Consider the following 23,959-nt stretch of genomic DNA (forward strand, 5'->3'; position numbering starts at 1 on the left):
CGGGATGGACACACCGCTGGTGTACCAGTTGTTCCGCCAGGAGCATTGCTGGGTAGCTACGTGTGGACGGGATAAGTGCTGAAAGCATCTAAGCATGAAGCCCCCCTTGAGATGAGATTTCCCTTTATAGAGATGCCTCTGAGACGAAGAGGTTGATAGGTCCGGTGTGGAAGCGTGGCGACACGTGCAGCAGACGGATACTAATCCATCGAGATCTTCTCTATACGTTGGTCGTATGTTTCTTATCCAGTTTTGAAGGTTCATTCCTTCTAAAGATGTGGTGGCAAGAGCGAAGAGGTCACACCTGTTCCCATGCCGAACACAGAAGTTAAGTTCTTCCGCGCCGATGGTAGTCGGGGTTACCCCCCGCAAGAGTAGGGCGCTGCCACATCGTTTTTTTATCAGCGCGGGATGGAGCAGTCTGGTAGCTCGTCGGGCTCATAACCCGGAGGTCGCAGGTTCAAATCCTGCTCCCGCAACCAATATTCCACCGTAGCTCAGTGGTAGAGCAATCGGCTGTTAACCGATTTGTCGTAGGTTCGAATCCTACCGGTGGAGCCAAATTGCTTCCATAGCTCAGTGGTAGAGCACTTCCATGGTAAGGAAGGGGTCGCCGGTTCAAATCCGGCTGGAAGCTCTCGTAAACGAAACCAGGCCCGTTGGTCAAGTGGTTAAGACACCGCCCTTTCACGGCGGTAACACGGGTTCGAATCCCGTACGGGTCACCACCATACCCCGGAGGATTAGCTCAGCTGGGAGAGCACTTGCCTTACAAGCAAGGGGTCGCAGGTTCGAGCCCTGCATCCTCCACCATAGTCGGCCGGCCTAGCTCAATTGGTAGAGCAACTGATTTGTAATCAGTAGGTTGGGGGTTCAAGTCCTCTGGCCGGCACCAGCAGAGTCCTTTATTACGGAGGGATAGCGAAGTTGGCCAAACGCGGCGGACTGTAAATCCGCTCCCATCGGGTTCGCAGGTTCGAGTCCTGCTCCCTCCACTTTTTTATGTTTCCATTTGTGAAGCTTTTTGATTACAGAATTGTTGGGCTATGGCCAAGCGGTAAGGCAACGGTTTTTGGTACCGTCATGCGCTGGTTCGAATCCAGCTAGCCCAGCCTTTTTTATTTTTTTCAGTAACGAATTTTCTATTGTTACGAGCCATTAGCTCAGCTGGTAGAGCATCTGACTTTTAATCAGAGGGTCGGAGGTTCGAGCCCTCCATGGCTCACTGCTTCATTGCGGGAGTAGTTCAGCGGTAGAACACCACCTTGCCAAGGTGGGGGTCGCGGGTTCGAATCCCGTCTCCCGCTCCATCGGGGCCTTAGCTCAGCTGGGAGAGCGCCTGCTTTGCACGCAGGAGGTCAGCGGTTCGATCCCGCTAGGCTCCATTACAATTTCACTTTTTATAAACGAATAGATAAATAAAAGGAGTTTCTCGCGGAGAAACTCCTTTTTTGTATGAGTTATATGAACATTCTATCGGCTACGCCGTCGAGCCGTTCGCCGAGATCTTCCACTCGGAAAGGCTTCAACAGATAATCTTCGGCTTCCTCTCTCAGTGCTTCTTCCACTCTTTCCGTTTCCTCTTCTCCGGTCATAATCATAACCGCTACGTTCCGGAAATCGTATTTCGTTTTGAGAAAAGGCAGGGTATCGATACCGATAGAACTTGCCAGCAGCAATACATAATCCTCTTCCGGATGATACCAGTCTTCCTCGAGAAACTGTTGTCGGGTATGGAAAGTGATGACCCGTACCGGTTTATCACTGATAAAAGAGCGGGTGGAGAAAAAGTCTTCCAGCTGCTGTCGCACGCTCGGATCATTTTCGACGATGAGTAGTGTAATCATCTCTGCATCAAGAGCAGAAGCCGGCATGTGAGGATGGGAAACAGTACGGTTTCTGCCGGTCCTCTTAGCATGATACAGAGCTTTATCTGCCTGTTCGAGGATGCTTTCTCCTCCGGGGGCCTCCGAAATCTGCGCGATTCCTGCCGAGAAATGGACGTGAAACTGTTCGTCCCCTGAAGTGAATGTAATGGAGGAAAAGCGATTTCTCCATTCTTCCACTCGTGCATCCGCCTCCTGTGCAGAAGCACCCGGGAAAATCACGACGAATTCTTCACCACCATAACGGCTGATCGTCTCTCCTGATGTTTTCATCTACTCAAATACTTTCACAAAGGTCTCCAGAACCTGATCCCCTGTGTGATGGCCGTAAGTGTCATTGATTTTTTTAAAATGATCGAGATCCACCATGGCCGCAGAAAAGGTGTACCCGCCTTCCTTGTGGGAAAGAGCCGACTGCTCCTTCAGTTTTTCTCTAAAAACTTTCGATTGAAGGCGCCGGTCAGTTCGTCCTGCAGAATATGGGCAAGAATCTGTTCCCGCGAGGCAAGACGGTTTTTCAGAAATGGAAGCAATACATCGGTTCTGATCGGCTTTCCGATGAAATCAGTCGCCCCCAGATTAAAAGAGAGAGCCCTGTGTTCATTTGAATTGTGCGCACTGACCATGATGACAGGGGTGAATTCATTACGGGCTTTCTCAACGATTTGAGTCAGCAGAGCCACCCCGTCAATATCCGGAAGTATGTAATCGATCAGCACAAGGTCAGGGTGAAGATCATAAAATAGTTCGAGACCTTTTTTTCCGGTAAGCGATGCAAGAACCTGGTATCCATGCTGCTCCAGGAAATCTTTCATAAAAGTGATGAGCTCAATATCATCGTCAATGATAAGCAGCAGCGGTAACTTCGTGTCGGGAAACCGGTCCTCCGTTGTACGGAGTGGAGAGGGAATTCCGTCTGTATCTGTCGCAGCGACGGTCTCCATTCTGATTTTTCCCATCTCTTCGTGCCGGTTCGGTCAAGGAAGAGAAGAAACTTTTCCGTCAGCTGTTCCGCCTCCGTAAACTCCATGATTTGAAGCTGCTCTCTCGTCCGCTCCAGAAAGTCGGCCAGGTCGTATTCCACGACAAAGGGGCGGGCCTGCCAGTCTTTTATCTTATTTTCAATCCCTTCCCATAGTAACTGCGAGGCTGTTTTCATAGGGCACGACCTTTCCTGCAAGTAGCTGTTCGTTCTATTGGTTATACCTACCATTATAATAGACGGAACGTTATTTTGAAACCGGAGGAAAACGCATGTTTATGCACAAAAATGTGCAGTTGAGTCATTGTGTGAATTTTAGCTACAATAGAAAGCAGCCCGATGAAGGAGGAATTGTTTATGAACAGGAAGTTGTCGATCATTGGAGTACCTATGGATCTCGGTCAAAACCGACGGGGGGTGGACATGGGCCCGAGTGCCATCCGCTATGCGGGAGTAATTGAAAGACTGGAACAGTTGAAATATGATATAGAAGACCTCGGAGACCTGGTCATTTCCAAACCTTCCGAAGAAACGGAAGAAACAAGTGAGAAAGAGAACCTCCGTAATCTTAAAGAAGTCAGAGAGGGCAACGTTGCGCTCGCGCAAAAGGTGGATGACATCGTTCAGGAAGGACGATTCCCTCTTGTGCTCGGAGGCGACCACAGCATCGCCATGGGGACACTTGCCGGTATCTCGAAACATTACGGGAATCTTGGTGTGATCTGGTATGATGCCCACACGGATTTGAATAGCGGAGAAACCTCTCCTTCCGGTAATATTCACGGAATGCCGCTCGCTGCAAGTATAGGGATAGGTAATGAGAGTCTTACGGATATCCACGGATATCAGCCTAAACTGAAACCTGAAAACATCGTTGTTATCGGTGCACGTTCCGTGGACGAAGGGGAACGGGAATTGATCAGGGAAAAAGGCATTAAAGTATTCAGCATGCATGAAGTGGACCGTCTCGGTATGTCGCAGGTGATGCAGGATGCTCTTGATTATCTGGAAACCCGCAAAGTGGACGGCGTACACCTGAGCCTCGACCTCGACAGTCTGGATCCGGAAGAAGCGCCTGGAGTAGGAACACCGGTCATGGGCGGCTTCAGTTACCGGGAAAGTCATCTGGCGATGGAGATGCTGCATGACTCGGAAAGAATCACTTCCGCAGAATTCGTGGAAGTGAACCCGATCCTCGATGAAAAAAATAAAACGGCTTCCATGGCGGTGGGGCTTATGGGCTCCATGCTCGGTGAGAAGCTGACATAAAGTTTTTGATACAATAGCCTGCATCCCCTGGATGCAGGCTGTTATAATGAACAAGCGGCACCTGTCCCCGTTTTAAAAAATAATGCGATGAAACCTTTCGGACGAGTTATTCGTACATATAAGAACCGCAGTGAAAGCGGAGGTATAGTGAGATGGAAACTTTCATAGCAGAAAGAATCAAAGAAGTGAAAAAAGGTAACGTACAGGCGTTTGAGGACGTAGTCTCGTTTTATCAAAACAAAGTGTATTTCGTATGCTTCCGTATGATCGGCAACAGTCAGGAAGCGGAGGATCTGGCTCAGGAAGCGTTCATACGGGCCTACACCAACATCGAGAGCTTTGATGAAAAACGAAAGTTCTCTACGTGGCTGTACCGGATTGCGACGAATTTGACGATTGACCGGATCAGAAAGAAAAAACCCGATTATCACCTCGACGCTGATATAAAAGGGACAGACGGTCTGAGTATGCATGACCAGTTGGCGACGGATGAAGCTTTGCCGGAGGAACAGGTGGAGAACCTTGAGCTGCGGGGATATATACAGAGAGAAATAACCGCTCTCCCTCCGATATACCGAAGTGTGATCGTTTTACGGTTTCTCGAAGAATTATCCCTTCAGGAAATAGCTGAAGTACTTGATATGCCGGTTGGAACGGTGAAAACGAGAATTCACCGCGGCAGAGAAATTTTACGTAAAAAGCTTCGGAATGTGTAAGGGGTGAAAATAGATGAAGTGCGATAACGACATGATATACTTGATGCATAAATATCTGGATGAGTCGCTGACAGAAGAGGAGCAGAGGATCCTCGGGAACCATCTGCAGCGATGTGAGGAATGCCAGGAACATTTTCATGAACTGAAAAGAGCGGATACGCTGGCTTCGGATAAGACGGGAGTCACGGCCCCTTCCTCCTTCACGGACAGGGTAATGAGTGAGCTGCCGCGCAACCGGAAACGTACTACGTGGGTCCAGTGGTTCCGCCACCATCCTCTCGTTTCGGCAGCAGCCGTGTTTGTGCTTCTTATGGCCAGCGGAATCTTCTCTGCGTGGAACCAGGAAGATCAGGTTACGGTTTCCAAGCAGGAAGGCGTGGTCATTGAAGAAGGAACGGTAGTCGTTCCGGAAGATATTACGGTGGAAGGCGATCTGGTGGTACGGAACGGAGATCTGAAGGTCCAGGGACATGTCGACGGGGATGTAACATTGATAAACGGCCGGCTGATAGAAGGAGACACTTCCAGGGAAGCCACGGAAGGCGAAGAACTACAGGCTTACGTGAGTGGAGAGCTGAACTACGTGAACCAGGTGTTCGAATGGATGTGGTACCACGTAAGAAATTTCGCAGAAGAAGTTTTTTCCATGGGAGAGGAATCACCGGAATAACACCCCGGTGATTCTTTTCTTTTGAAATGGCAAATATGATATAATTAAAAAAGTTTCTGAGATCGATATTCATACAGAAGGAAGTGTCGGCATGTTTGGTGAGGCTCATACGTTATTCGATTATATCGTAATCGCCATCGACATAGCCCTGGTCTGGTTCATCATATATAAGCTGATTATGCTTATTCAAGGAACGAAAGCTGTTCAACTGTTAAAAGGTGTGTTTCTCATCCTTGGAATTTGGCTGCTCAGTAACCTGTTTGGACTTACGACATTACGGGAGCTTATGTCGCAGGCGATCGCCTGGGGTTTTCTTGCTATTATCATATTGTTCCAGCCTGAACTCAGGCGGGCACTGGAACAGTTGGGACGAGGAAGTTTCTTCAGCAGAAGCTCGGCGGAGGAGGAAAATACGGAGCGTTCCGTCGAAGCGATACTTAAGTCATGCAACTATATGGCAAAACGTCGTATCGGGGCTCTGATTACCATTGAAAGAGAAACGGGTATGGGAGATTACGTAGAAACCGGTATCCCGGTGCACGGGGAACTGACGAACGAACTGCTTACGAACATCTTCATACCGAATACTCCGCTTCACGACGGGGCGGTCATACTGAAAAGCAATAAAATTGTGGCGGCCGCCTGTTATCTGCCGCTATCGGAAAGCCCCTTCATCTCCAAGGAACTTGGTACCAGGCACCGTGCGGCGATGGGAATCAGTGAGGTGACCGATGCGCTGACCATTATTGTCTCCGAAGAAACCGGGAATATGTCCTGTACGGTCAACGGAGAGCTGCAGCGGAATCTGGATGAGGAATCTCTTAGAAAAATACTGCACTCCGCTCTTGATGTGACCTCGAAGACCCCTGCAAACAAATCGTGGAACTGGAGGGGGAAGAAGAATGGATAAATGGTTACGCAGCACGTGGTTTATAAGAATTCTCTCCCTTTTTCTCGCCATCCTCATGTGGGCTTCCGTGAGTGAGGACAGCACGGAGGGGACAGACCCGACTTTTCTGAACGGAAGTTCTACGGATAAAGAAATGGCGGAAAACGTGCCGGTGGATATCAAGCTCGAGGACGAGGAACTTGTAGTGACCGGTGTACCGCAGGTGGCCGACGTTATGCTTGAAGGTCCTACGAGTCAGGTCGCTCCGGCTGCCCGTCAGCAGAACTTTTCCCTTTACGTGGAATTGAACGGTCTCGGCGCCGGTGTTCATGAGGTGCGTATCCAGCACTCCGGAATTTCGAATCAGGTGCAGGTGAACGTGGAACCCAAAACCGTCGAAGTTACGATAGAACGCCGGATGAGCGAGACACATAATATAAGTGCGGATTTTATAAATGAAAGCCAGATGGGAAGTGAGTTCGAAGTAGGAGAAGCTGATATCAATCCTTCCACCGTGGAAGTGACGGGAGCGGCTTCTGTCCTCTCGGAAGTGGCGGTCGTGAAATCGATCGTTAATCTGGCAGGCGTGGACACTTCGATAGAGAAGAGGGAGACGCCCGTTAAAGTATATGACGAGGAAGGGAACGAACTGAATGTGATTGTGGAACCGGCTTCGGTGACTGTCGACGTTCCTGTATCCCGCAGTAAAAAAGAAGTACCTGTAGCCTTTCGGGCCGAAGGAGGGGTGAAAGACGGTGTGAAGGTGGATAAAATCACCTCATCTGTCGAGCAGGCGACTATTTACGGACCGAAAGAGGTTCTTGATGATATCAATCAGGTCAGTGGAAGTATTGTTAATACGGAGGGTCTCGAGGAAACCACCAGTAAGGATGTGGAATTGGAAGTTCCAAACGGCGTGGTCTCCATCGAACCCGAGACAGTGGAAGTAAAAATCGAAATTACAAACGAGTAGGAAGCGAGGGACAGAGTCATGGGTAAATATTTTGGCACAGACGGGGTGCGAGGAGTCGCAAACAAGGAATTGACCCCGGAATTTGCATTCAAATTGGGAAGGTTTGGCGGTTATGCGCTGACGAAAGGGCAGGAGAAACCGAAAGTGCTGATCGGGAGAGACACACGTATATCCGGGGAGATGTTTGAAGGCGCTCTTGCAGCCGGCCTGCTCTCCATCGGGGCAGAAGTTATGCGTCTCGGAGTTATCTCCACACCCGGAGTCGCTTATTTGACGAAAGCTATGCAGGCGGAAGCGGGAATCATGATTTCGGCTTCCCATAATCCGGTGGAAGATAACGGCATCAAGTTTTTCGGTTCGGACGGCTTTAAACTTTCGGATAAACAGGAAGAAGAGATTGAAGCACTGATTGATGCGGAGGAAGATGAACTGCCGCGTCCATCCGGCAGCGACCTCGGTCAGATCAATGACTATTTCGAAGGTGTCCAGAAGTATATGCAGCATATGAAGAAGACGGTGGACCACGACTTCGACGGCATGCACATCGCTATCGACTGTGCGAACGGGGCCACGTCCTCCATCGCTTCCCATCTGTTTGCGGACCTGGAAGCGGAGATCTCCTCTATAGGTTCCACCCCGGACGGGCTGAACATCAACGAAGGATGCGGGTCTACCAGTCCGGAAGCACTTCAGGAACTGGTGAAGGAGAAGAAAGCGGATATCGGACTCGCCTTTGACGGAGACGGAGATCGTCTGATTGCGGTGGATGAAAAGGGGCAGCTCGTGGATGGCGACCGCATTATGTATATTTGTGCGAAATTCATGAACGAACAGATGATGCTCAACAAATCCACCGTCGTTTCGACCGTAATGAGCAATCTCGGGTTCTATAAGGCACTCGAAAAAGTAGGGATCACGAGTGACAAGACGGCCGTCGGCGACCGTTACGTTATGGAAGAGATGCGCAAAGGCGACTATAATTTAGGCGGGGAGCAGTCCGGCCATATTATTTTCCTCGACCATAATACTACAGGGGACGGCATCCTTTCCGCTCTGCAGCTGGTAAACGTGGTCCGGGACACCGGCAAGCCGCTTTCGGTCCTGGCCCAGGAAATGGAAAAATTCCCGCAGGTACTTAAAAACATTAAAGTGACAGATAAAAAAGCGGTCTTTACAAACGACCGGATCCAGGAAAAAATTGCGGAAGTGGAAAACGAAATGGGCGACAGTGGTCGTGTTCTCGTTCGTCCTTCCGGCACCGAGCCGCTCGTCCGTATTATGGCTGAGGCTCCTACGGAAGAGGAATGCGAAGCCTACGTGACGAGAGTAGTGGAAGTAGTCGAAGAAGAGCTTGGAATGCAGTCGTAACATACTGAAAACAGCGCGGACGAAAAAACGTCCGCGCTGCTTTTTTGATGGGAGTCGAACTTCTGCGCTTTTATGCAAAAAAGATTGACGTTTCATTTTATCCTCGAGTAGAATAAGAGTGTTGCACTGATATGTTTAATTGAGGAAAAAATGGTTAAATGAACAAGGTGCATATTCATTATAGAAAAGAAAGGAGCAGCGCGGGATAATTAATGTAAAGCGCCAGGACTGCAGAACAGGATGTTTTATCTGCAGTTGACGAGGTGGAGGTTCATCGAGATCATTCGGCGGATACCTCCCGGTTGCCGACATTTCAACCGACTGTTTCTGTGCTAAACCGTAGAGGCGACTCTTCGTCCAACGCGCAGGGACAAAATGTTCAAAAATAACAGGGAAAGGGGCAGTCTCGCCCCTGGTGGTGGTGACTGCTCCTTATTAGAGGAGGACATCACAATGTGTGGTATTGTAGGATATATTGGTAAGGATGACACGAAGGACATTTTGCTCGAAGGTCTTCAGAAATTGGAATATCGCGGGTATGACTCGGCAGGAATCGCTACGTTATCGGGTGAAGAGCTGCACGTTTTTAAAGTGAAGGGCAGAATTGCCGCTTTACGTGAAGAAGTGGACCCGAACGTGAAAGCGACTCTCGGGATAGGCCACACACGCTGGGCGACGCACGGTGCGCCGAGCAAAGAGAATGCCCACCCTCACCAGAGCGACTCCGGACGCTTCACGATCGTCCATAATGGTGTAATCGAGAACTACAACCAGATCCGTAAAGAGTACCTCGGAGACGTTGAGCTGAAGAGTGAAACGGATACAGAAATCATCGTACAGCTGATTGAACTGCTTCATCGTAAGACTGACAATACGAAAGAAGCGTTCCGTCAGGCGGTTGAACTTCTGAGCGGTTCCTACGCCCTGGCCCTTATCGACAGACGGGACGAAGATACGATTTATGTCGCAAAAAACAAGAGCCCGCTTCTCGTAGGCCTGGGCGACGGCTTCAACATGGTCGTCAGTGACTCCATGGCCGGTCTTCAGGCTACAAACGAATTCATGGAACTTATGGATAAGGAAATTGTAATCGTGAAACGTGAAGACGTGACTGTTGAGAAACTTGACGGCACCGAGGTCGAAAGAGAGTCCTTCACCGCAGAAATCGACTCGATGGATATCGAAAAAGGAACGTATCCTCACTTTATGCTGAAAGAAGTGGATGAACAGCCGTTTGTCATCCGTAAAATCATTCAGGAGTATCAGGATGAGGACGACCGCATCAAACTCGATCCGGAAGTGCGTGAAGCAATGAAAGAATGCGACCGTATTTATATAATTGCTGCAGGAACGAGCTATCACGCCGGCCTTGTAGGTAAGCAGTTCCTGGAGAAAATGTCCGGCATTCCGACAGAGGTCCACGTAGCGAGTGAATTCTCCTACAACATGCCGCTTCTGTCCGAGAAACCGCTTTTCGTCTTCATTTCCCAGAGCGGGGAGACGGCGGACAGTCGTTCTGTGCTCGTTCAGACGAAGAAACTGGGTCATCCGGCACTGACGCTTACGAACGTTCCGGGCTCCACCCTTTCCCGTGAAGCGGACTACACGCTTCATCTGCATGCGGGGCCTGAGATCGCTGTAGCGTCCACGAAAGCATATACGGCTCAAATAGCTGTCCTTGCCATCCTTGCGGTCGACACCGCCCGTGCCAAAGGTATCGAACTTGAATTCGATCCGATGCAGGAACTCGGCATTGCAGCGAACGCCATGGAAGCATTGACAGACCAGAAGGAAGAACTTGAGAACCTGACTCGGGAATATCTTTCCACAACACGCAACTGCTTCTTCATCGGACGCAGTATCGATCATTACGTCGGCGTGGAAGGTGCTCTCAAACTGAAAGAGATCTCCTACATTCAGGCGGAAGGCTTCGCCGGTGGAGAACTGAAGCACGGAACGATTGCTTTGATCGAAGAAGGGACACCGGTGATCGCTCTTGCGACCCAGGAAAGCGTCAGCCCGTCGATCCGCGGCAACGTGCAGGAAGTGGAAGCCCGCGGAGCGAATACTCTCACCATCAGTATGAAAGGTATCGAGGAAGAGGGCGACGAGTTCGCTATTCCGAAGGTACACGATCTGCTGACGCCGCTTGCATCCGTCATTCCGTTGCAGCTGATCGCTTATTATGCAGCTCTTCACCGTGACTGTGACGTGGATAAACCGAGAAACCTTGCGAAGAGTGTAACAGTAGAATAATAGACAAACCCCCGTTATTTTCCGAGGAGAATAACGGGGGTTTTGTGTAGGCAAAAGACTCATAAAGACTTTTCCTCGCAAAAAAAGAAGGTGCGCACACGTCGATGACGAATTATAGAGAAAAGCAGGAAAAAGGAGGAAGTTATCATGAGAGAAGTAGTTATCGTGGAAGCTCTGCGCACAGCTGTCGGAAAAAGAAAAGGGAATCTCGGTAATATGAGGGCGGATGAGCTCGCGTCCAAAACGCTTGAAGGGCTGATGGAGCGTTCCGGAGTGCTGCCGGAGGAAGTGGAGGACGTCATACTGGGAGCCGTCACACAGACCGGAGAGCAGGCGGGGAACGTGGCGAGAAATGCGAGTCTCATGGCAGGGTTTCCTGTTACCGTGCCCGGGGTCACCATCGACCGCCAGTGCGGGTCCAGTCAGCAGGCGGTTCATTTCGCCTCACAGGCTATTATGAGCGGAGATATGGATGTCGTAGTGGCCGGAGGCGTCGAGAGCATGACCCGGGAACCGATGTTTTCCAATTACCGGGATGTCGCTCCCAGCTCTATGCTGACGGATAGATATGAAATAGTGAATCAGGGGATTTCGGCAGAAAAAATTGCCGCAAAATGGGGTTTTTCGAGAAATGATCTGGATTCCTTCGCAGCCGCGAGTCACGAACGGGCGCTTCTGGCCCAGGAGAACGGGAGATTCGATAAAGAAATTCTTCCCCTGGAGCTGGAAGATGGGGCTGTGTTCAACAGAGACGAAGGGCCGAGGGAAGGTTCCACCACGGAAGTGCTGAACGGACTTTCTCCCGTTTTTACCGAAGACGGAGTGATAACGGCGGGGAACGCCAGCCAGATGAGTGACGGAGCTTCCGCCGTACTGCTCATGTCACGGGAAAAGGCGGAGGAGCTCGGATTGAAGCCGAGGGCAAGGATCATAGCGAGAAGCGTTGCAGGATCCGATCCGACACTGATGCTTACAGGTCCTATCCCGGCTACAGAGAAAGTGCTGAAAAAAGCGGGAATGACGATCGGAGATATGGATACGTATGAAGTGAATGAAGCTTTCGCTTCCGTGCCGCTGGCCTGGCTGGAAGATACGAAAGCGGACCCTGAGAAGCTGAACGAAGACGGAGGGGCTATCGCTCTTGGTCATCCGCTCGGGGCTACCGGTACAAAACTTATGACGACGCTGCTGCACCGCCTGGAACGGACGGGAGGCAGATACGGATTACTTGCTATATGTGAAGGCGGTGGAACAGCGAACGCTACGATTATTGAGCGCCTGTAACGTTTCCTATTGCACAAATACTTAAAATAACTTACAATTACTTATAAATACTTAAAGGTGATGCTATGTATCAGGAAGAACGGCTGGAAGGAATTGTAGAAATGATCCGTGAACAGGGGAGAGTCCGCCTGGAAGAGATATGCTCATATTTTCAGGTGTCCCGCGATACTGCCCGAAGAGATCTTGTGAAACTGACGGAGCGCGGAGAGGTCGTTCGTATGCACGGGGGCGCCCTCCTCCCGAAATCCGGTAAGGGACGTATGGAGTACACAGACAGACTTCAGAAATTCAGTGTAGAAAAAAGAAAAATTGCCCGGGCTGCCGCCTCCCTCATTCGTGAAGGAGATTCCATCATTTTTGATACGTCCACGACTGTACAGGCCATTCCTGCCTGCATTGACGTCCCCCGGTTCACGGCCGTCACTAACTCTATTTATGCAGCGGAACTTCTGGCCGAAACGAACGCCGACATCAATCTTCTGGGCGGTCAGTTGAATAAAGAACAGCGGTTTCTTTACGGTCCTTCGGTACTTGCAAAACTGGAGGAATTTTATGCGGATAAACTGTTCGTCGGGACGTTCGGGATTTCTGAAGAAGGTCTGTCCAGTTATCATGAGGAAGATGGTTACGTGAAGAAAATGATGATGAAACGAGCGGACGAAGTGATTGTAGTAGCTGATCATTCCAAACTGGAAAAACGGGGGTTTTACACGTTCTCTTCCCTTAAAGGAGTGGATAAGGTTCTTACAGACAGGGAGCCTTCCTCTTTCATGAAGGACGTGTTTGATGAATATAACGTGGAGTGGATAATCGCCACGTAAAGAAGTCCGGCCGGCGTAACCTGTTCTGGGGCGTAACGGCCAGTCTTTTTTTGTATAGATGAAAGCGAATGTGTTATTGTGTAGCAAAGTCAAGGGAGGTTTCAATAATGAATGAACAGGAATGGATTCTTTCTCAAAATAAGGATAAGCGTGTCGTAGAACCTTTGAGAGCCGTATATTATGAACGTGCTCAAATAGTGGAAGCAGTGCAGGGCAGGAGTATGTATTATCTGTTTTTCTACAAAGAACAGTACGTAACAGCCGTACAGGCAAAAAAGATAAAATACAATTCGTTCATCGGTCGTGCTTTCCGTCACGGTCTGGTATGCGAAGCTCCGCACCCGCTGATCGATCATTTGAACGGCAGTGGCCGTTTCCCGGCTTCCACGTATAATTCACTGCTCCAGCACCTCTCCGGCAAGTATACGAACCAGGAGCAGGCGTATATCCTTACTTTTCTGGAATCCTTCCTTCCGAAAAAGAAACTTCTCCAGGAAATCAAAACCCTTTTTTATGAAGTCCGCCGTCAGGGAAAAATGTTCCATTCCTACCGGATTATACGGCTCCTGATGGATTTCGCTCCCCGTCATCGCTTCGTAAAAGAACTATCCCATGATCTCCAGTTCCAGAAATTCGAAGAAATCTACGATCTCCCCGCGGAACAGCTATGGGAAAAAGACCCTCTGTATGCTGAAAAATACCTTTTCCACAATCGTGATGAATCTTTACTGTCCATGTTGCCAAGTGAAACCCGACTCGAATTTACAGCTTTTCTCCTTCTCCTGATGCAGAAAAAAACCATCGTACCGGGCCAGTATGAATCCGAATTGGCCTCTGCTTTCTCTCCGGAAGAGCGGCTCCGTATACTCGAGCATGCTCTGGAACTTGTGCCGGAGGACCGGGAAGTGGAACAGCTGCTTTTTTCAGGGTATTTAGCGGCGCAAAGGCTGAATGATGCATTTCTGCTGACGGGGGAAGAAGAGATATCTTTAAGCAGTCGGGAACGCGGGATGTTGGAAGACATACTCCTTTCAAAAAACCCGGGTCTTACCTCCCTTCCGGCGTGGGAAAGATTTCTTCGGGAAATATTGAAACATGGTACGGAAGAGGAACCCCCTCTGCTCGAAGCTCTTATCCGCAACACTCTTCCTCATTACTCCCCCGGGGAAATCAGAGACACATTCGACAGCAGGACGGGGGTCGAAGCGGAGGAACTGAAAGAGAAGTTATCCTTTATGGAAATGTGGGAGGAAGACCTCGACCGCATGGAAGACCTCGGAACTTTGTATTACGAATTCGACTGGAAAGAAAAAGCGCTGGAATGCTTTCAGTACGCTTCCGAAATGTCTCCGGAGAAAGTCGGGCCGGTCCAGTGGCTGGCTAAAATTTATAAAGAACTGGGAAAAGAGAAAGAGGCGGCTTCCTATCGGGAATTGGAGAAGCAGATACGGAAACTTTCCTTGTGAGAAGAAAATAAATGGTGTATAATAAACATATATTTTGAAAATTCAGTTTTTTCAAGTTTCCAAAAGGAGAGGAGTTAAAACAATGGCGAATGACACACGTCCCCCGGCATCTTCCTCCACTGGTCTTGAAGAGAACATCGGCGGTCTCCTGACGTATCTGCTCGGATTCATCACGGGAATCATTTTCCTGCTTATCGAGAAAGAGAGTTCCTTTATCCGCTTCCATGCCATGCAGTCGACTATCGTTTTCGGGGGTATTTTCATCCTCGGACTTGTCGTGGGAATGATCCCTCTCATCGGCTGGCTTATCAGTCTTCTGATTTCCCCCGTTTCTCTGGTTCTGTGGGTTTTCCTTATGTACAAAGCCTATAACAAAGAACGCTACCATCTCCCGGTAGTCGGGGACATGGCGGAAGGTCAGGTTAAAAAGATAAAGTAACTATTTCGGACTAATACAAAAACGCGTTTCCCAAAGTGTGCCTTTCGGAAAACGCGTTTGTTTTTTTGCCTGCATTTTAAAACATGATATAAGAAGCTGTAAAGTACAGGATAATAGTTACGGCGGAAGGTATGGCATAGACGCTGACACGCTTAACGGCTGTGCGTTGCAGCGCGAAGATGGTAAGGGCGATCATTACAAGACCGAGCAGGGCAACGGTAATGTTAGAAGGATCGGCAACGTTCAGAATAGCTTCTTTTCTGTAGAAAATGTCGGTGATGACCAACAGCTGCAGATTGAAAAGGTTACTGCCAAGAATCGAGCCTATGGCGAGCGAGTAGTTCATAATCCGGAAAGCAGCCAGAACGGTCACCAGTTCGGGAAGAGACGTGGAAGCGGCGATCAGAAAGCTCCCGACGAAGCTTGCGTTCATTCCGGTTTCCTTGGCGATCAGATCCCCGTAGACAGCGAGAGCGCTACCCGCCACAAAAACGACCAGAGCCGCTATGATGAAGCGGGTCACCCCCTGCTTCAGAGTGATGGAAGAAGTCGGCTCGTCCGCCTCTTCTTCCGGGTTCCCGGATGTTTTCATTACAACAATGTAGATGGCGACGAGCAGATACATTTCGATTCCCACGTTGAACAGTTCCGGCGCACTTCTCCACAGAAGTGCGGCAGAAATGAGAGCTGTCATCACGAGCCCCGTATACGCGACGGGGAGATGGGTACTCTGCTCTACGGTATTGAAAACCTTCCGTCTCCGGTAAATAAAATCGAAAATCATGAGGATGAGGACGTTGAACACGTTACTCCCGAGCATATTTCCGACGGCTATGTCGGCATTGTCGATATAGACGGCAGTCAGACTGGTGGTCAGTTCAGGCAGAGAAGTGGCTCCGCCTATAAGCAGGGTGCCCACCATAGCTCCGCTCCACGTGGATTTCTGGGAGATGACGTCCCCGTATTTGTTTAATTGAATCGCTGCAAAAATGACGACTATCGCAGCCGCAGTGAATATGACAAAATTCATGTTGACCCTCCTGCACTGTAGAAATAACTATTCCTAACTATAGCGAAGTGGAAAAGGAGCGTCAATTTATTAGGGAGCGGGAAAGAGCCGATTTCGTGGAAAATACAACGAAGGTTACCGGTAGAGGCTCTTCCCGTGGGTTCAAAATTCCATAAACGGGTATATTATAAAGAAAGAGCCTGCAGGAGGTGGTGACATGGAGTACGAGTTCATGACGACGGAATGTGCCCTTCCCTGTTTAGTGGTATCGGATGAAGATAACGGCAGGTATATGATTCAGAATTTCGATCGGAGCGGTGAAGTTTTCAATTCAAAAGAAGAACTTGTGACATGGATGGAGACTTTTTGGAGTCGTGATTTGATGCTGGAACCAGAAAGGTATGACGAGGTCTTACAGGAAATCAAAGAAAGCGTACTCCCTGTCTGATGAACGGGGGTACGCTTTCTTTTGTTTGTATGTCTGTTCTGTCTCAGTCCGTGACTTCTAACCGGGCGGCTCCGCTTTTCTTTTAATAATGCCGGGATTTGTACAGAGATATCGCTTCACTTCGAGTTTTTACTTTGAGTTTTTTGTACAGGGAGCTTATATAGTTTCGTACGGTTCCTTCCGAGAGATAAAGGCTTTCTGCGATCTCTTTATTTTTCATTCCTTCGGCTACACACGCAAGGACCTCATCTTCAGCTTCGGAGAGAGAGGAGAAAATATTATTGTGTTTAATGATCAGGGAACGGCGGAGGCCGGCGGCGGATTCGGCAGGAAAAACCAATTTTCCTTTTGCGCAGCCTTTTACAGTTAAAATGATGTTCTCGGCTTCCTTGTTTTTCAATAAAAAGCCGTTTGCGCCTTTTTTGAAAGCCTCAATGGCTAATTGGTCATCGTGGTAGGAAGAGAGGATGATGAAACTTGAACGGAGCTCTTCCTCTATAGCCTTCTGCATAACTTCCATTCCATTTATACCGGGCATATCCCAGTCGAGAAGGGCGACGTCAGGTTTGTGTTGTTTCAACTGTACCAGAGCTTCCGTCCCGTCTTTTGCTACGGCGGTAACTTCTATATCTTTATCCGTGGACAAAATCGTGTGGAAACCATCGCGAATGACAGCATGATCATCAGCAACCAGTATGCGAATCGGTTTCATACATACCTCTCCCTTTTCTATTAAGGTTCCAGGTGGAACATAGAAAATAATTACGCTTTTGCCTGGATTAAAATCAATCGTTGTTTAAATTGTCATAATTTTTGTAATACCTAGTCATATTTTATCCTAAGTAGGTTAAATTTACTAGAAAAAAACATTATAATAGATATACTGAACGGAAGACTTGTGGGAGAGTCGTTTCTTCGTTCAGAAATGTTTCAGCTATTTTAACGGGAGAGTGGGAATTTGACCTTTCTCATTATTCGCCAGGGAAGGGTCTTTTTTTTGGATTTTTTTACCACGGCCTGATGTTTGACACCGTTTGCAAGTGGATATAAAGTAAATGTATAAGTTAAAAAGTGTGACAGAAGTGGAGACCACACGACAATCGTTAAGTATACCTTAGATTGTCGTGTGTTTTTTTAACAAACGGAAAGGGGAAATCGTTTATGAAAAAAGTGATTAACAACCCTGATGATGTAGTGAGGGAAATGCTTGAGGGGATGACACTGGCTTACCCGGAACAGGTAAGAAATCTGGAGGGTACGACGGTGCTCGTAAGAAAGGATGCCCCGGTCGACAATAAAGTTGCGATTGTAAGTGGAGGAGGAAGCGGGCACGAGCCTGCGCACGCCGGTTATATAGGACCAGGTATGCTTGATGCGGCAGTGGCAGGGGAAATGTTCACTTCCCCGACGCCGGATCAGGTGATAGAAGCAATACGTGCCGTAGATAGCGGCCAGGGCGTTTTTCTGGTCATCAAAAACTACACCGGTGACGTCATGAACTTTGAAATGGCGAGAGAGATGGCAGAAGCGGAGGGTATTTCCGTGGAACAGGTGATCGTCAACGATGACGTCGCTGTGGAGGACAGCTCTTTCACTACCGGTCGCCGGGGGATTGCAGGGACAGTATTTGTCCATAAAATAGCCGGAGCTAAAGCAGCGGCCGGAGGATCCCTTAAAGAGGTGAAAGAAGCGGCTGAAAAAGTAGTAGCTAATACGAGATCCATGGGAGTGGCTTTGTCGCCGTGTACCATCCCGGGGGCGGGGAAACCCAATTTCCAGCTGGAAGATGACGAGATGGAAGTGGGAATCGGCATACACGGAGAGCCGGGAACGAAGCGGGAAAAGATTGCTCCTGCTGATGATATTGCCGAAGAACTGCTTCAAAAAGTTCTGGAAGACAGTGTTGATTTCGATAAATCGGAAGTAGCGGTCATGGTTAACGGTCTCGGAGCGACTCCAGAATCCGAACTGTTCATAGTAAACCGCTACGTACACAGTAAACTGAGCGAGAAAGGCATAAATGTCACCCATACGTTTGTCGGGGAATATATGACTTCTCTTGAAATGGCCGGTTTTTCGATAACACTGATGAAAGTCGATGAAGAAATGAAACAGTTGCTTGATGCAGAGGCAGCAGCCCCTGCGTTTCACAGATAGGAGGTCTTGAAATGATGGTAATGACAGTAGAACAGGCAGTAACGTGGGTGGAGAAAACAAATGCCCTCGTACAATCGAATAAAGAGTATCTTACGGAACTGGATCAGGCTATCGGAGACGGTGACCATGGGCTGAACATGTCCCGGGGGTTCCAGGAAGCGGAAGCCAAAGTCAGCAGTTCGGAGTACGAAACGGTCGGAGGGGTGTTCAAAGATACCGCCACTGTCCTTATGTCAAAAATCGGGGGAGCATCCGGTCCTCTATACGGAACTGCTTTTCTGAAAATGTCCATGTTTTTGAGAGATAAGCCGTCCGTAACTCAGGCTGATTTCGCCGGGGCAGTGGAAGAAGCGCTGAACGGAATGAAACAGCGCGGGAAAGCGGAACAGGGAGAAAAAACGATGATCGACGTATGGCACCCCGTTGCAGATTTCCTGAAGAACGGACAAAACGTCAATGCCGGAAAATTAGTGGAAGTAGCGGAAAAGGCGATGGAAGGTACGAAGGATACGGTAGCCACAAAAGGACGGGCCGCTTACCTGCAGGAACGTTCCAAAGGTCACATCGACCCCGGCTCCACTTCTTCCTTCTATTTATTCCAGGCGCTGGCAGATGTCTGGAAGGAAGGGGAATAAACAATGGCGAATACAGGAATTGTACTGATTTCTCACAGTCCCAAAGTCGCCGAAGGTACCCGGGATATCATTTCAGAGGCAGTTAAAAATGTGAAGGTCGTGCCTGCCGGGGGCACCGAGGAAGGTGATATCGGCACCAGTGCTCCTAAAATCCAGCAGGCTGTGGAAGAAGCGGACGATGGAAACGGCGTGCTGCTTTTGTATGACATCGGAAGTGCCGGTATGAATGCCGAAATGGCCGTAGAATTGACGGACACGGAAAGATGCCACGTGGCTGAAGACATCCCCCTTGTAGAAGGCGGGTATGTGGCGGCTATTGAAGCAGGAATGGGCAAAACTGCAGAGGAGATAATAGCTTCCTTGCGGAAAAGTTTTCGCCTGGAATAAACAAAATAAACAACAGGCTCCATCCATAGTTTATCAATGGATGGAGCCTGTTGTTTTAATATGGCCGTGCCCGAAGCAGGAGACTTATTTTCGGTAAAGAGCCTCCGAAAAGTAAGTCTCCTGCTTAGCCTGGAACTTCTAAACGGGCGGTTCCGCTTTTTTTGATCCAGCTGCAACTTCCAGAAGCTCATGTCCTAAGCCGTATACTTATTTTCGGGGAAAGTCACCCGAAAAGTAAGCCTCCTGCTTACGCCACCGCTTCTACCCGGAAGTTTCCGCTTTTCTTTATGTCCAGCTCCGCCATTCAGAAGTCCGTAAGATAAGCTGGCCCTCCTGTTTCGGGCCAGAGCACCCGAAGCCCGGAGTACCTGCTTATCTTAGAACTTCTAAGCGAATGGCTCCGCTTTTCTTTTAGGCATGTTGCTGGAGGAATTGATACATTTCCTGTCCTTCGGCGTTCAGGCGGGTGCCGGTACCGTGACAGGCAGTGCAGTCGATTTCGTAGCTTGTTTCACTGAAAGCCTGAGCCCATACTTCCTCCGCCTGCTTATCCGTTACTTCGAAATAGTGGGCAGCAAGCATACTTGCCTTTCCATCATCGTATTCGGTATATTTCCCGGAACCTTCGCAGACCGGGCAAGTGTAGTATAGAGTGTGCAATTGTTGAGATGTCATAAAATCTCTCCTTTTTCGTCTCGGATTTAAGTTATAAATAAGATTTTACGAAATATTCTGATAAAAAACAACTCAAATACATACATTTTATTTTGAAAAAAAAGAAAAAAACTACATTTCTTCCTTAATTCCTTTCCGAACGAGCCACCAGTTAGCCGGATAGCTGGTGATAAACCCGAGAATCATGGCTATCTGCATCATGAACCAGTAGGTGGCTTCCGTAGGAACAGGGGGTTCCGTGAAAAGAAGGTAATGTACGATGGCCATCCACCCGAACATTCCGATTTCAAAAGCGATCAGAGAGAGCGAGTCTGCTTTGACCGAGGCTTTCAGTGAGTCCATCGTCGTATTATTTTCACTCATAGGATGGATAGCTAAATACTGAAAAACAATTCCGAATCCATAAGCTAAAATAAATTCCACCGCGTAATGAGCGAACAGGGTAGAGCCTGCAATCGCCGCTCCTGTGACGGCCACAATCGGGACACCGACGGCATCCCCGAGAGTGCATCCGGCTGAGCAGTGACTGGTGGAGAGGAAAACTTTAGCCGCTTTTCCCCGCTCGTCTTTCCTTTCGTTATCTTTCGCTTTCAGACGGCCCCAGCGGTAATACGTCCATAAAGCGAATGGACCGAAGAACCATCCGTTGATGGGCCATACCACGTTCATAATTTTCATCATCTGCGGATGTCTGTATACATCGACAGCAATGATCAATGAAGATAGCAACCCGATACCGAGGGCGATCCATGAGATTATTGTAAGCATAAATATTCCTCCTTGCTTTTTTTTGATACCCATACGCCGTATATTTTAAACGGTGATGAAATAACGTTATTTTTAAAGGAAAGAATAAGCGATTCAGTTGAAAAACATACCTATACGGGGTATTATATTAAGTAAAGGAGGGAGTTGTTATGGAAGAATTACCTGTACAGAGCGGTAAAGAACCTGTAACTCCACGTACGGAAGATGAAAAAGCGAAAGTATTGAATAGATTAAAAAGGATCGAAGGGCAAGTACGCGGTATTCAGAAGATGGTGGAAGACGACAGATACTGTGTAGATATTCTTGTGCAGATATCTGCTATCGACAGCGCCCTGAACAAAGTCGGGCATTCTCTCATGGAACGCCACACGCATCACTGCGTAGCGGACGCCATTAAGAAAGGGGAAGGAGAAGAAGCCATAGACGAACTTATGAAAGTGATGAAACAGTTCGGGAAATAAGGAGGTGGAATGATGAGTGAAGAAAAACATGTGAATCTCGGAGTCACCGGGATGACGTGCGCTGCCTGTTCTACAAGAATTGAAAAGTCACTGAACAAAATGGAGGGTGTGAACGCCCAGGTAAACCTTCCTATGGAAAAGGCGAGTATCGACTATGATGCTTCAAGTGTGAATATGGACGATATTGAAGCACGTATTGAGAAACTCGGATACGGAGTCGAAAAAGATACGGTAGAGTTGGATATTAGCGGAATGACATGTGCCGCCTGTTCCAATCGTATCGAGAAAGTGCTGAATAAGGCGGATGGGGTGGAAAATGCAACGGTAAACCTGGCTAATGAGACAGGGACGATCGAATATCGTCCAGGGGCTTTGTCCGTAGATGACATGATAGCTAAAATCAAAAAGCTGGGTTATGATGCAGCCCTCCGTGCTTCCGAAGAAGAGAAACAGTCCAATAAAGAAAAAGAAATAACGAAGCAGAAGCAGAAGCTTATCGTTTCAGGTCTTCTTTCGGCTCCGTTACTTCTGACTATGTTCGCTCATTTATTCGGTATGCAGCTTCCGGCTCTGCTGATGAATCCGTGGTTCCAGATGGCGCTTGCTACTCCTGTACAGTTCGTTATCGGGTGGACATTTTACCGGGGCGCTTACAACAACTTGCGCAATAAGTCAGCGAACATGGACGTTCTCGTAGCCCTCGGAACGAGTGCCGCTTACTTCTACAGTGTAGTGGAAGGAGTACGTACCATCGGTAATCCGGGGTATGACCCTCATCTGTATTTCGAAACGAGTGCCGTATTGATTACGCTTATTTTACTCGGTAAATATTTTGAAGCAATTGCCAAAGGAAGAACGACTCAGGCAATTTCCGGACTGCTGGAGCTGCAGGCAAAAGAAGCATCGGTCGTAAGAGACGGAGAAACGGTGCAGGTTCCGGTGGACCAGGTGCAGGTGGATGACATCGTGCTCGTCCGTCCAGGCGAAAAAATACCCGTCGACGGTATCGTGGTCGAAGGGGAAACTTCTGTAGACGAGTCCATGCTGACCGGAGAAGCGCTCCCGGTCGGTAAATCGGCAGGCGAAACGTTGACCGGTTCCACCATCAACAAAAATGGAACGGTCAAAATGAAGGCGAAAAAAGTCGGGGAAGACACGGCTCTCGCCGGAATTATCCGGGTCGTCGAACAGGCACAGGGGTCCAAAGCTCCGATACAGCGGATGGCAGACGTGATTTCTGGTTATTTCGTCCCAATCGTTGTAGGGATTGCGGTCGTCGCTTTCGGGGTCTGGTTCGGTATCGTAGCCCCGGGAGATCTGCCGCTTGCGCTTGAAGCATCTATTGCAGTGCTCGTTATCGCCTGTCCCTGTGCACTCGGGCTCGCCACTCCTACCTCCATCATGGTAGGCACGGGTAAAGGTGCCGAGATGGGGATATTGTACAAAGGCGGCGAGCATCTCGAATCGACACACAAACTGGACACGATCGTCTTTGATAAAACGGGTACGATTACGAAAGGTGAACCGGAAGTTACGGATATTGAGCTGGATGAAGAAGCGATTGAGTATCTGATCAGTGCAGAATCCTATTCCGAACATCCGCTTGCCGAAGCGATTACTGCTTACCGGAAAGATATCGACAGGAAACCTGTAGAGAATTTCGAAGCGATCCCCGGGGCAGGTATCCGGGCGACCGTTGCCGGAAAGACAGTACGCGTGGGAACGAAGAAGTGGATGGAAGAAGGTACTGCAGATTATGAAGAACAGGCAGCCCGTTGGGAAGAAGAAGCAAAAACGGTTATGTTCGTAGAACTGGACGGCGAGGTTCGAGGTATCATTGCAGTGGCCGACCAGGTGAAGCCGGAAGCGGAAAGCGCTCTGAAGAAACTACACGATAAAAACATCCATCTTGTCATGCTGACGGGGGATAATGAAAAAACGGCTCAGGCCATCGCCCGTCAGGTAGGTATAGATACAGTTATCGCTGAAGTCGTTCCGGAAGAGAAAGCGTTTCACGTGGAACAATTGCAAAAAGAAGGAAGACATGTTGCAATGGTAGGAGACGGCATTAACGATGCTCCGGCACTTGCAGCAGCCGATATAGGTATAGCTATCGGCACCGGTACGGACGTTGCCATCGAAACGGCGGATGTGACTATCCTCGGAGGCGACCTGGAACTGCTTTCCAAAGCCGTCGATTTGAGTAACCTGACTATGCAGAATATTAGACAGAACCTGTTCTGGGCACTGTTTTACAACTCGGCAGGTATTCCGATTGCGGCTCTCGGCCTTCTGGCACCGTGGCTGGCAGGTGCGGCTATGGCCTTCAGTTCTGTCAGCGTCGTTTCCAACTCGCTGAGACTGAGAAGAAAAAAAGTCGCTTAATCATTTAAGACTTTA

General features: G+C 48.9%; 23 protein-coding genes, 11 tRNA genes, 2 rRNA genes and 1 pseudogene. 30 read left to right on the forward strand and 7 right to left on the reverse strand.

From position 1 onward, the window contains the following. The 13 genes from CKW00_RS05450 to CKW00_RS05510 all read left to right on the forward strand — a co-directional run. Nucleotides 1-224 (forward strand): 23S ribosomal RNA (locus CKW00_RS05450); the annotation flags it as partial. 52 nt (nucleotides 225-276) lie between these two features. After that, nucleotides 277-391: ribosomal RNA gene (gene rrf / locus CKW00_RS05455) — 5S ribosomal RNA — on the forward strand. Nucleotides 392-405: 14 nt separating this feature from the next. Continuing rightward, nucleotides 406-482 (forward strand) — tRNA-Met (locus CKW00_RS05460). Between the two features lie 4 nt (nucleotides 483-486). Then, nucleotides 487-561: transfer RNA gene (locus CKW00_RS05465), tRNA-Asn, on the forward strand. 4 nt (nucleotides 562-565) lie between these two features. Beyond that, nucleotides 566-637, forward strand: a tRNA-Thr gene (locus tag CKW00_RS05470). A 16-nt stretch (nucleotides 638-653) separates the two neighbouring features. Continuing rightward, a tRNA-Glu gene (locus tag CKW00_RS05475) sits at nucleotides 654-728 on the forward strand. A gap of 9 nt (nucleotides 729-737) precedes the next feature. Further along, nucleotides 738-813 (forward strand) — tRNA-Val (locus CKW00_RS05480). 6 nt (nucleotides 814-819) lie between these two features. Further along, a tRNA-Thr gene (locus CKW00_RS05485) sits at nucleotides 820-895 on the forward strand. Between the two features lie 17 nt (nucleotides 896-912). Next, a tRNA-Tyr gene (locus tag CKW00_RS05490) sits at nucleotides 913-995 on the forward strand. A gap of 45 nt (nucleotides 996-1,040) precedes the next feature. Beyond that, a tRNA-Gln gene (locus CKW00_RS05495) sits at nucleotides 1,041-1,112 on the forward strand. A 40-nt stretch (nucleotides 1,113-1,152) separates the two neighbouring features. Beyond that, nucleotides 1,153-1,225: transfer RNA gene (locus CKW00_RS05500), tRNA-Lys, on the forward strand. Between the two features lie 10 nt (nucleotides 1,226-1,235). Then, nucleotides 1,236-1,310 (forward strand) — tRNA-Gly (locus CKW00_RS05505). 2 nt (nucleotides 1,311-1,312) lie between these two features. Then, a tRNA-Ala gene (locus CKW00_RS05510) sits at nucleotides 1,313-1,385 on the forward strand. A gap of 75 nt (nucleotides 1,386-1,460) precedes the next feature. Here the strand turns inward: CKW00_RS05510 and CKW00_RS13820 are convergent. The 3 genes and pseudogenes from CKW00_RS13820 to CKW00_RS05525 all read right to left on the reverse strand — a co-directional run bounded on the left by CKW00_RS13820 (nucleotide 1,461) and on the right by CKW00_RS05525 (nucleotide 2,845). Beyond that, complete coding sequence (locus CKW00_RS13820) at nucleotides 1,461-1,874, reverse strand: response regulator (protein WP_332889043.1); 414 nt, start codon at nucleotides 1,872-1,874, stop codon at nucleotides 1,461-1,463. A gap of 72 nt (nucleotides 1,875-1,946) precedes the next feature. Continuing rightward, a pseudogene (locus CKW00_RS13825) lies at nucleotides 1,947-2,420 on the reverse strand (GGDEF domain-containing protein); the annotation flags it as partial. Next, nucleotides 2,309-2,845 carry a response regulator gene (locus CKW00_RS05525; protein ID WP_095821736.1) on the reverse strand — a complete coding sequence of 179 codons (537 nt, stop codon included), beginning with the start codon at nucleotides 2,843-2,845 and terminating at the stop codon, nucleotides 2,309-2,311. The gene CKW00_RS05525 and the pseudogene CKW00_RS13825, both read right to left, overlap by 112 nt. Nucleotides 2,846-3,225: 380 nt before the next feature. On the opposite strand from CKW00_RS05525, the gene rocF reads away from it, so the two are divergent. The 11 genes from rocF (at nucleotide 3,226) to CKW00_RS05580 (ending at nucleotide 15,019) form a co-directional block, all read left to right on the forward strand. After that, nucleotides 3,226-4,137 (forward strand): arginase, encoded by a 912-nt coding sequence (rocF, locus tag CKW00_RS05530; RefSeq protein WP_095821737.1) that lies wholly within the window; start codon nucleotides 3,226-3,228, stop codon nucleotides 4,135-4,137. Nucleotides 4,138-4,289: 152 nt separating this feature from the next. After that, entirely contained in the window at nucleotides 4,290-4,853 is a 564-nt protein-coding gene (gene sigW, locus CKW00_RS05535) for an RNA polymerase sigma factor SigW (RefSeq protein ID WP_008591105.1), read from the forward strand. Nucleotides 4,854-4,866: 13 nt separating this feature from the next. Then, on the forward strand, nucleotides 4,867-5,523 hold the full coding sequence (locus CKW00_RS05540; RefSeq protein ID WP_095821738.1) for a zf-HC2 domain-containing protein: 657 nt from the start codon (nucleotides 4,867-4,869) through the stop codon (nucleotides 5,521-5,523). Nucleotides 5,524-5,614: 91 nt separating this feature from the next. Continuing rightward, nucleotides 5,615-6,433: a diadenylate cyclase CdaA gene (gene cdaA, locus CKW00_RS05545; protein ID WP_095821739.1), complete on the forward strand. Its 819-nt coding sequence runs from the start codon at nucleotides 5,615-5,617 to the stop codon at nucleotides 6,431-6,433. Further along, nucleotides 6,426-7,385 (forward strand): CdaR family protein, encoded by a 960-nt coding sequence (locus CKW00_RS05550; protein ID WP_095821740.1) that lies wholly within the window; start codon nucleotides 6,426-6,428, stop codon nucleotides 7,383-7,385. Before cdaA ends, CKW00_RS05550 begins: the two co-directional genes overlap by 8 nt. 18 nt (nucleotides 7,386-7,403) lie before the next feature. Next, nucleotides 7,404-8,753 carry a phosphoglucosamine mutase gene (gene glmM, locus CKW00_RS05555; protein WP_095821741.1) on the forward strand — a complete coding sequence of 450 codons (1,350 nt, stop codon included), beginning with the start codon at nucleotides 7,404-7,406 and terminating at the stop codon, nucleotides 8,751-8,753. 453 nt (nucleotides 8,754-9,206) lie between these two features. Continuing rightward, complete coding sequence (glmS, locus tag CKW00_RS05560; RefSeq protein WP_095821742.1) at nucleotides 9,207-11,009, forward strand: glutamine--fructose-6-phosphate transaminase (isomerizing); 1,803 nt, start codon at nucleotides 9,207-9,209, stop codon at nucleotides 11,007-11,009. A 147-nt stretch (nucleotides 11,010-11,156) separates the two neighbouring features. Further along, nucleotides 11,157-12,293, forward strand: a complete 1,137-nt coding sequence (locus CKW00_RS05565; protein WP_095821743.1) for a thiolase family protein — start codon at nucleotides 11,157-11,159, stop codon at nucleotides 12,291-12,293. Nucleotides 12,294-12,358: 65 nt separating this feature from the next. Beyond that, nucleotides 12,359-13,114: a DeoR/GlpR family DNA-binding transcription regulator gene (locus CKW00_RS05570; RefSeq protein WP_095821744.1), complete on the forward strand. Its 756-nt coding sequence runs from the start codon at nucleotides 12,359-12,361 to the stop codon at nucleotides 13,112-13,114. A gap of 107 nt (nucleotides 13,115-13,221) precedes the next feature. Beyond that, nucleotides 13,222-14,580 (forward strand): hypothetical protein, encoded by a 1,359-nt coding sequence (locus CKW00_RS05575; protein ID WP_095821745.1) that lies wholly within the window; start codon nucleotides 13,222-13,224, stop codon nucleotides 14,578-14,580. 82 nt (nucleotides 14,581-14,662) lie between these two features. Continuing rightward, entirely contained in the window at nucleotides 14,663-15,019 is a 357-nt protein-coding gene (locus CKW00_RS05580) for a DUF4870 domain-containing protein (protein WP_008591125.1), read from the forward strand. 76 nt (nucleotides 15,020-15,095) lie between these two features. Here the strand turns inward: CKW00_RS05580 and CKW00_RS05585 are convergent, their stop codons facing one another. Next, nucleotides 15,096-16,049 carry a sodium:calcium antiporter gene (locus CKW00_RS05585; protein WP_095821746.1) on the reverse strand — a complete coding sequence of 318 codons (954 nt, stop codon included), beginning with the start codon at nucleotides 16,047-16,049 and terminating at the stop codon, nucleotides 15,096-15,098. 196 nt (nucleotides 16,050-16,245) lie between these two features. Between CKW00_RS05585 and CKW00_RS05590 the strand changes: the two genes are divergently transcribed. After that, on the forward strand, nucleotides 16,246-16,476 hold the full coding sequence (locus CKW00_RS05590; RefSeq protein ID WP_095821747.1) for a hypothetical protein: 231 nt from the start codon (nucleotides 16,246-16,248) through the stop codon (nucleotides 16,474-16,476). Between the two features lie 82 nt (nucleotides 16,477-16,558). On the opposite strand, the gene CKW00_RS05595 is transcribed toward CKW00_RS05590, so the two are convergent. Then, nucleotides 16,559-17,188, reverse strand: a complete 630-nt coding sequence (locus CKW00_RS05595; RefSeq protein ID WP_095821748.1) for a response regulator — start codon at nucleotides 17,186-17,188, stop codon at nucleotides 16,559-16,561. Nucleotides 17,189-17,637: 449 nt separating this feature from the next. Here CKW00_RS05595 and dhaK point away from each other — a divergent pair, with 449 nt between their 5' ends. The 3 genes from dhaK to dhaM are packed head-to-tail and all read left to right on the forward strand — an operon-like array spanning nucleotide 17,638 to nucleotide 19,655. Further along, nucleotides 17,638-18,633 (forward strand): dihydroxyacetone kinase subunit DhaK, encoded by a 996-nt coding sequence (gene dhaK / locus CKW00_RS05600; RefSeq protein ID WP_095821749.1) that lies wholly within the window; start codon nucleotides 17,638-17,640, stop codon nucleotides 18,631-18,633. Between the two features lie 14 nt (nucleotides 18,634-18,647). After that, nucleotides 18,648-19,268: a dihydroxyacetone kinase subunit DhaL gene (gene dhaL, locus CKW00_RS05605; RefSeq protein WP_095821846.1), complete on the forward strand. Its 621-nt coding sequence runs from the start codon at nucleotides 18,648-18,650 to the stop codon at nucleotides 19,266-19,268. 3 nt (nucleotides 19,269-19,271) lie between these two features. Further along, the gene (gene dhaM / locus CKW00_RS05610; RefSeq protein ID WP_095821750.1) at nucleotides 19,272-19,655 is read left to right on the forward strand and encodes a dihydroxyacetone kinase phosphoryl donor subunit DhaM; all 384 of its coding nucleotides are present in this window, start codon (nucleotides 19,272-19,274) and stop codon (nucleotides 19,653-19,655) included. A gap of 411 nt (nucleotides 19,656-20,066) precedes the next feature. Here dhaM and CKW00_RS05615 read toward each other — a convergent pair whose 3' ends face one another. After that, entirely contained in the window at nucleotides 20,067-20,330 is a 264-nt protein-coding gene (locus tag CKW00_RS05615) for a hypothetical protein (RefSeq protein WP_095821751.1), read from the reverse strand. A 111-nt stretch (nucleotides 20,331-20,441) separates the two neighbouring features. Further along, nucleotides 20,442-21,098: a DUF4396 domain-containing protein gene (locus tag CKW00_RS05620; RefSeq protein WP_008591142.1), complete on the reverse strand. Its 657-nt coding sequence runs from the start codon at nucleotides 21,096-21,098 to the stop codon at nucleotides 20,442-20,444. A gap of 149 nt (nucleotides 21,099-21,247) precedes the next feature. On the opposite strand from CKW00_RS05620, the gene CKW00_RS05625 reads away from it, so the two are divergent. Further along, a complete protein-coding gene (locus CKW00_RS05625) occupies nucleotides 21,248-21,559 on the forward strand; it encodes a metal-sensing transcriptional repressor (RefSeq protein WP_008591145.1) in 312 nt (103 codons plus the stop codon). Between the two features lie 12 nt (nucleotides 21,560-21,571). Next, nucleotides 21,572-23,944: a heavy metal translocating P-type ATPase gene (locus CKW00_RS05630; protein WP_095821752.1), complete on the forward strand. Its 2,373-nt coding sequence runs from the start codon at nucleotides 21,572-21,574 to the stop codon at nucleotides 23,942-23,944. The last annotated feature ends 15 nt before the right edge of the window (nucleotides 23,945-23,959 follow it).

Origin of the sequence: Salimicrobium humidisoli, assembly GCF_002295105.1 — a bacterium.
In the GTDB taxonomy this organism is placed as follows: domain Bacteria; phylum Bacillota; class Bacilli; order Bacillales; family Halobacillaceae; genus Salimicrobium; species Salimicrobium humidisoli.

Bases quoted from the DNA above. Each gene is read 5' to 3' on its own strand.
- CKW00_RS13820 (WP_332889043.1), bottom strand. From the start codon at position 1,874: ATGCCGGCTTCTGCTCTTGATGCAGAGATGATTACACTACTCATCGTC.
- CKW00_RS05525 (WP_095821736.1), bottom strand. From the start codon at position 2,845: ATGGGAAAAATCAGAATGGAGACCGTCGCTGCGACAGATACAGACGGA.
- rocF (WP_095821737.1), top strand. From the start codon at position 3,226: ATGAACAGGAAGTTGTCGATCATTGGAGTACCTATGGATCTCGGTCAA.
- sigW (WP_008591105.1), top strand. From the start codon at position 4,290: ATGGAAACTTTCATAGCAGAAAGAATCAAAGAAGTGAAAAAAGGTAAC.
- CKW00_RS05540 (WP_095821738.1), top strand. From the start codon at position 4,867: ATGAAGTGCGATAACGACATGATATACTTGATGCATAAATATCTGGAT.
- cdaA (WP_095821739.1), top strand. From the start codon at position 5,615: ATGTTTGGTGAGGCTCATACGTTATTCGATTATATCGTAATCGCCATC.
- CKW00_RS05550 (WP_095821740.1), top strand. From the start codon at position 6,426: ATGGATAAATGGTTACGCAGCACGTGGTTTATAAGAATTCTCTCCCTT.
- glmM (WP_095821741.1), top strand. From the start codon at position 7,404: ATGGGTAAATATTTTGGCACAGACGGGGTGCGAGGAGTCGCAAACAAG.
- glmS (WP_095821742.1), top strand. From the start codon at position 9,207: ATGTGTGGTATTGTAGGATATATTGGTAAGGATGACACGAAGGACATT.
- CKW00_RS05565 (WP_095821743.1), top strand. From the start codon at position 11,157: ATGAGAGAAGTAGTTATCGTGGAAGCTCTGCGCACAGCTGTCGGAAAA.
- CKW00_RS05570 (WP_095821744.1), top strand. From the start codon at position 12,359: ATGTATCAGGAAGAACGGCTGGAAGGAATTGTAGAAATGATCCGTGAA.
- CKW00_RS05575 (WP_095821745.1), top strand. From the start codon at position 13,222: ATGAATGAACAGGAATGGATTCTTTCTCAAAATAAGGATAAGCGTGTC.
- CKW00_RS05580 (WP_008591125.1), top strand. From the start codon at position 14,663: ATGGCGAATGACACACGTCCCCCGGCATCTTCCTCCACTGGTCTTGAA.
- CKW00_RS05585 (WP_095821746.1), bottom strand. From the start codon at position 16,049: ATGAATTTTGTCATATTCACTGCGGCTGCGATAGTCGTCATTTTTGCA.
- CKW00_RS05590 (WP_095821747.1), top strand. From the start codon at position 16,246: ATGGAGTACGAGTTCATGACGACGGAATGTGCCCTTCCCTGTTTAGTG.
- CKW00_RS05595 (WP_095821748.1), bottom strand. From the start codon at position 17,188: ATGAAACCGATTCGCATACTGGTTGCTGATGATCATGCTGTCATTCGC.
- dhaK (WP_095821749.1), top strand. From the start codon at position 17,638: ATGAAAAAAGTGATTAACAACCCTGATGATGTAGTGAGGGAAATGCTT.
- dhaL (WP_095821846.1), top strand. From the start codon at position 18,648: ATGGTAATGACAGTAGAACAGGCAGTAACGTGGGTGGAGAAAACAAAT.
- dhaM (WP_095821750.1), top strand. From the start codon at position 19,272: ATGGCGAATACAGGAATTGTACTGATTTCTCACAGTCCCAAAGTCGCC.
- CKW00_RS05615 (WP_095821751.1), bottom strand. From the start codon at position 20,330: ATGACATCTCAACAATTGCACACTCTATACTACACTTGCCCGGTCTGC.
- CKW00_RS05620 (WP_008591142.1), bottom strand. From the start codon at position 21,098: ATGCTTACAATAATCTCATGGATCGCCCTCGGTATCGGGTTGCTATCT.
- CKW00_RS05625 (WP_008591145.1), top strand. From the start codon at position 21,248: ATGGAAGAATTACCTGTACAGAGCGGTAAAGAACCTGTAACTCCACGT.
- CKW00_RS05630 (WP_095821752.1), top strand. From the start codon at position 21,572: ATGAGTGAAGAAAAACATGTGAATCTCGGAGTCACCGGGATGACGTGC.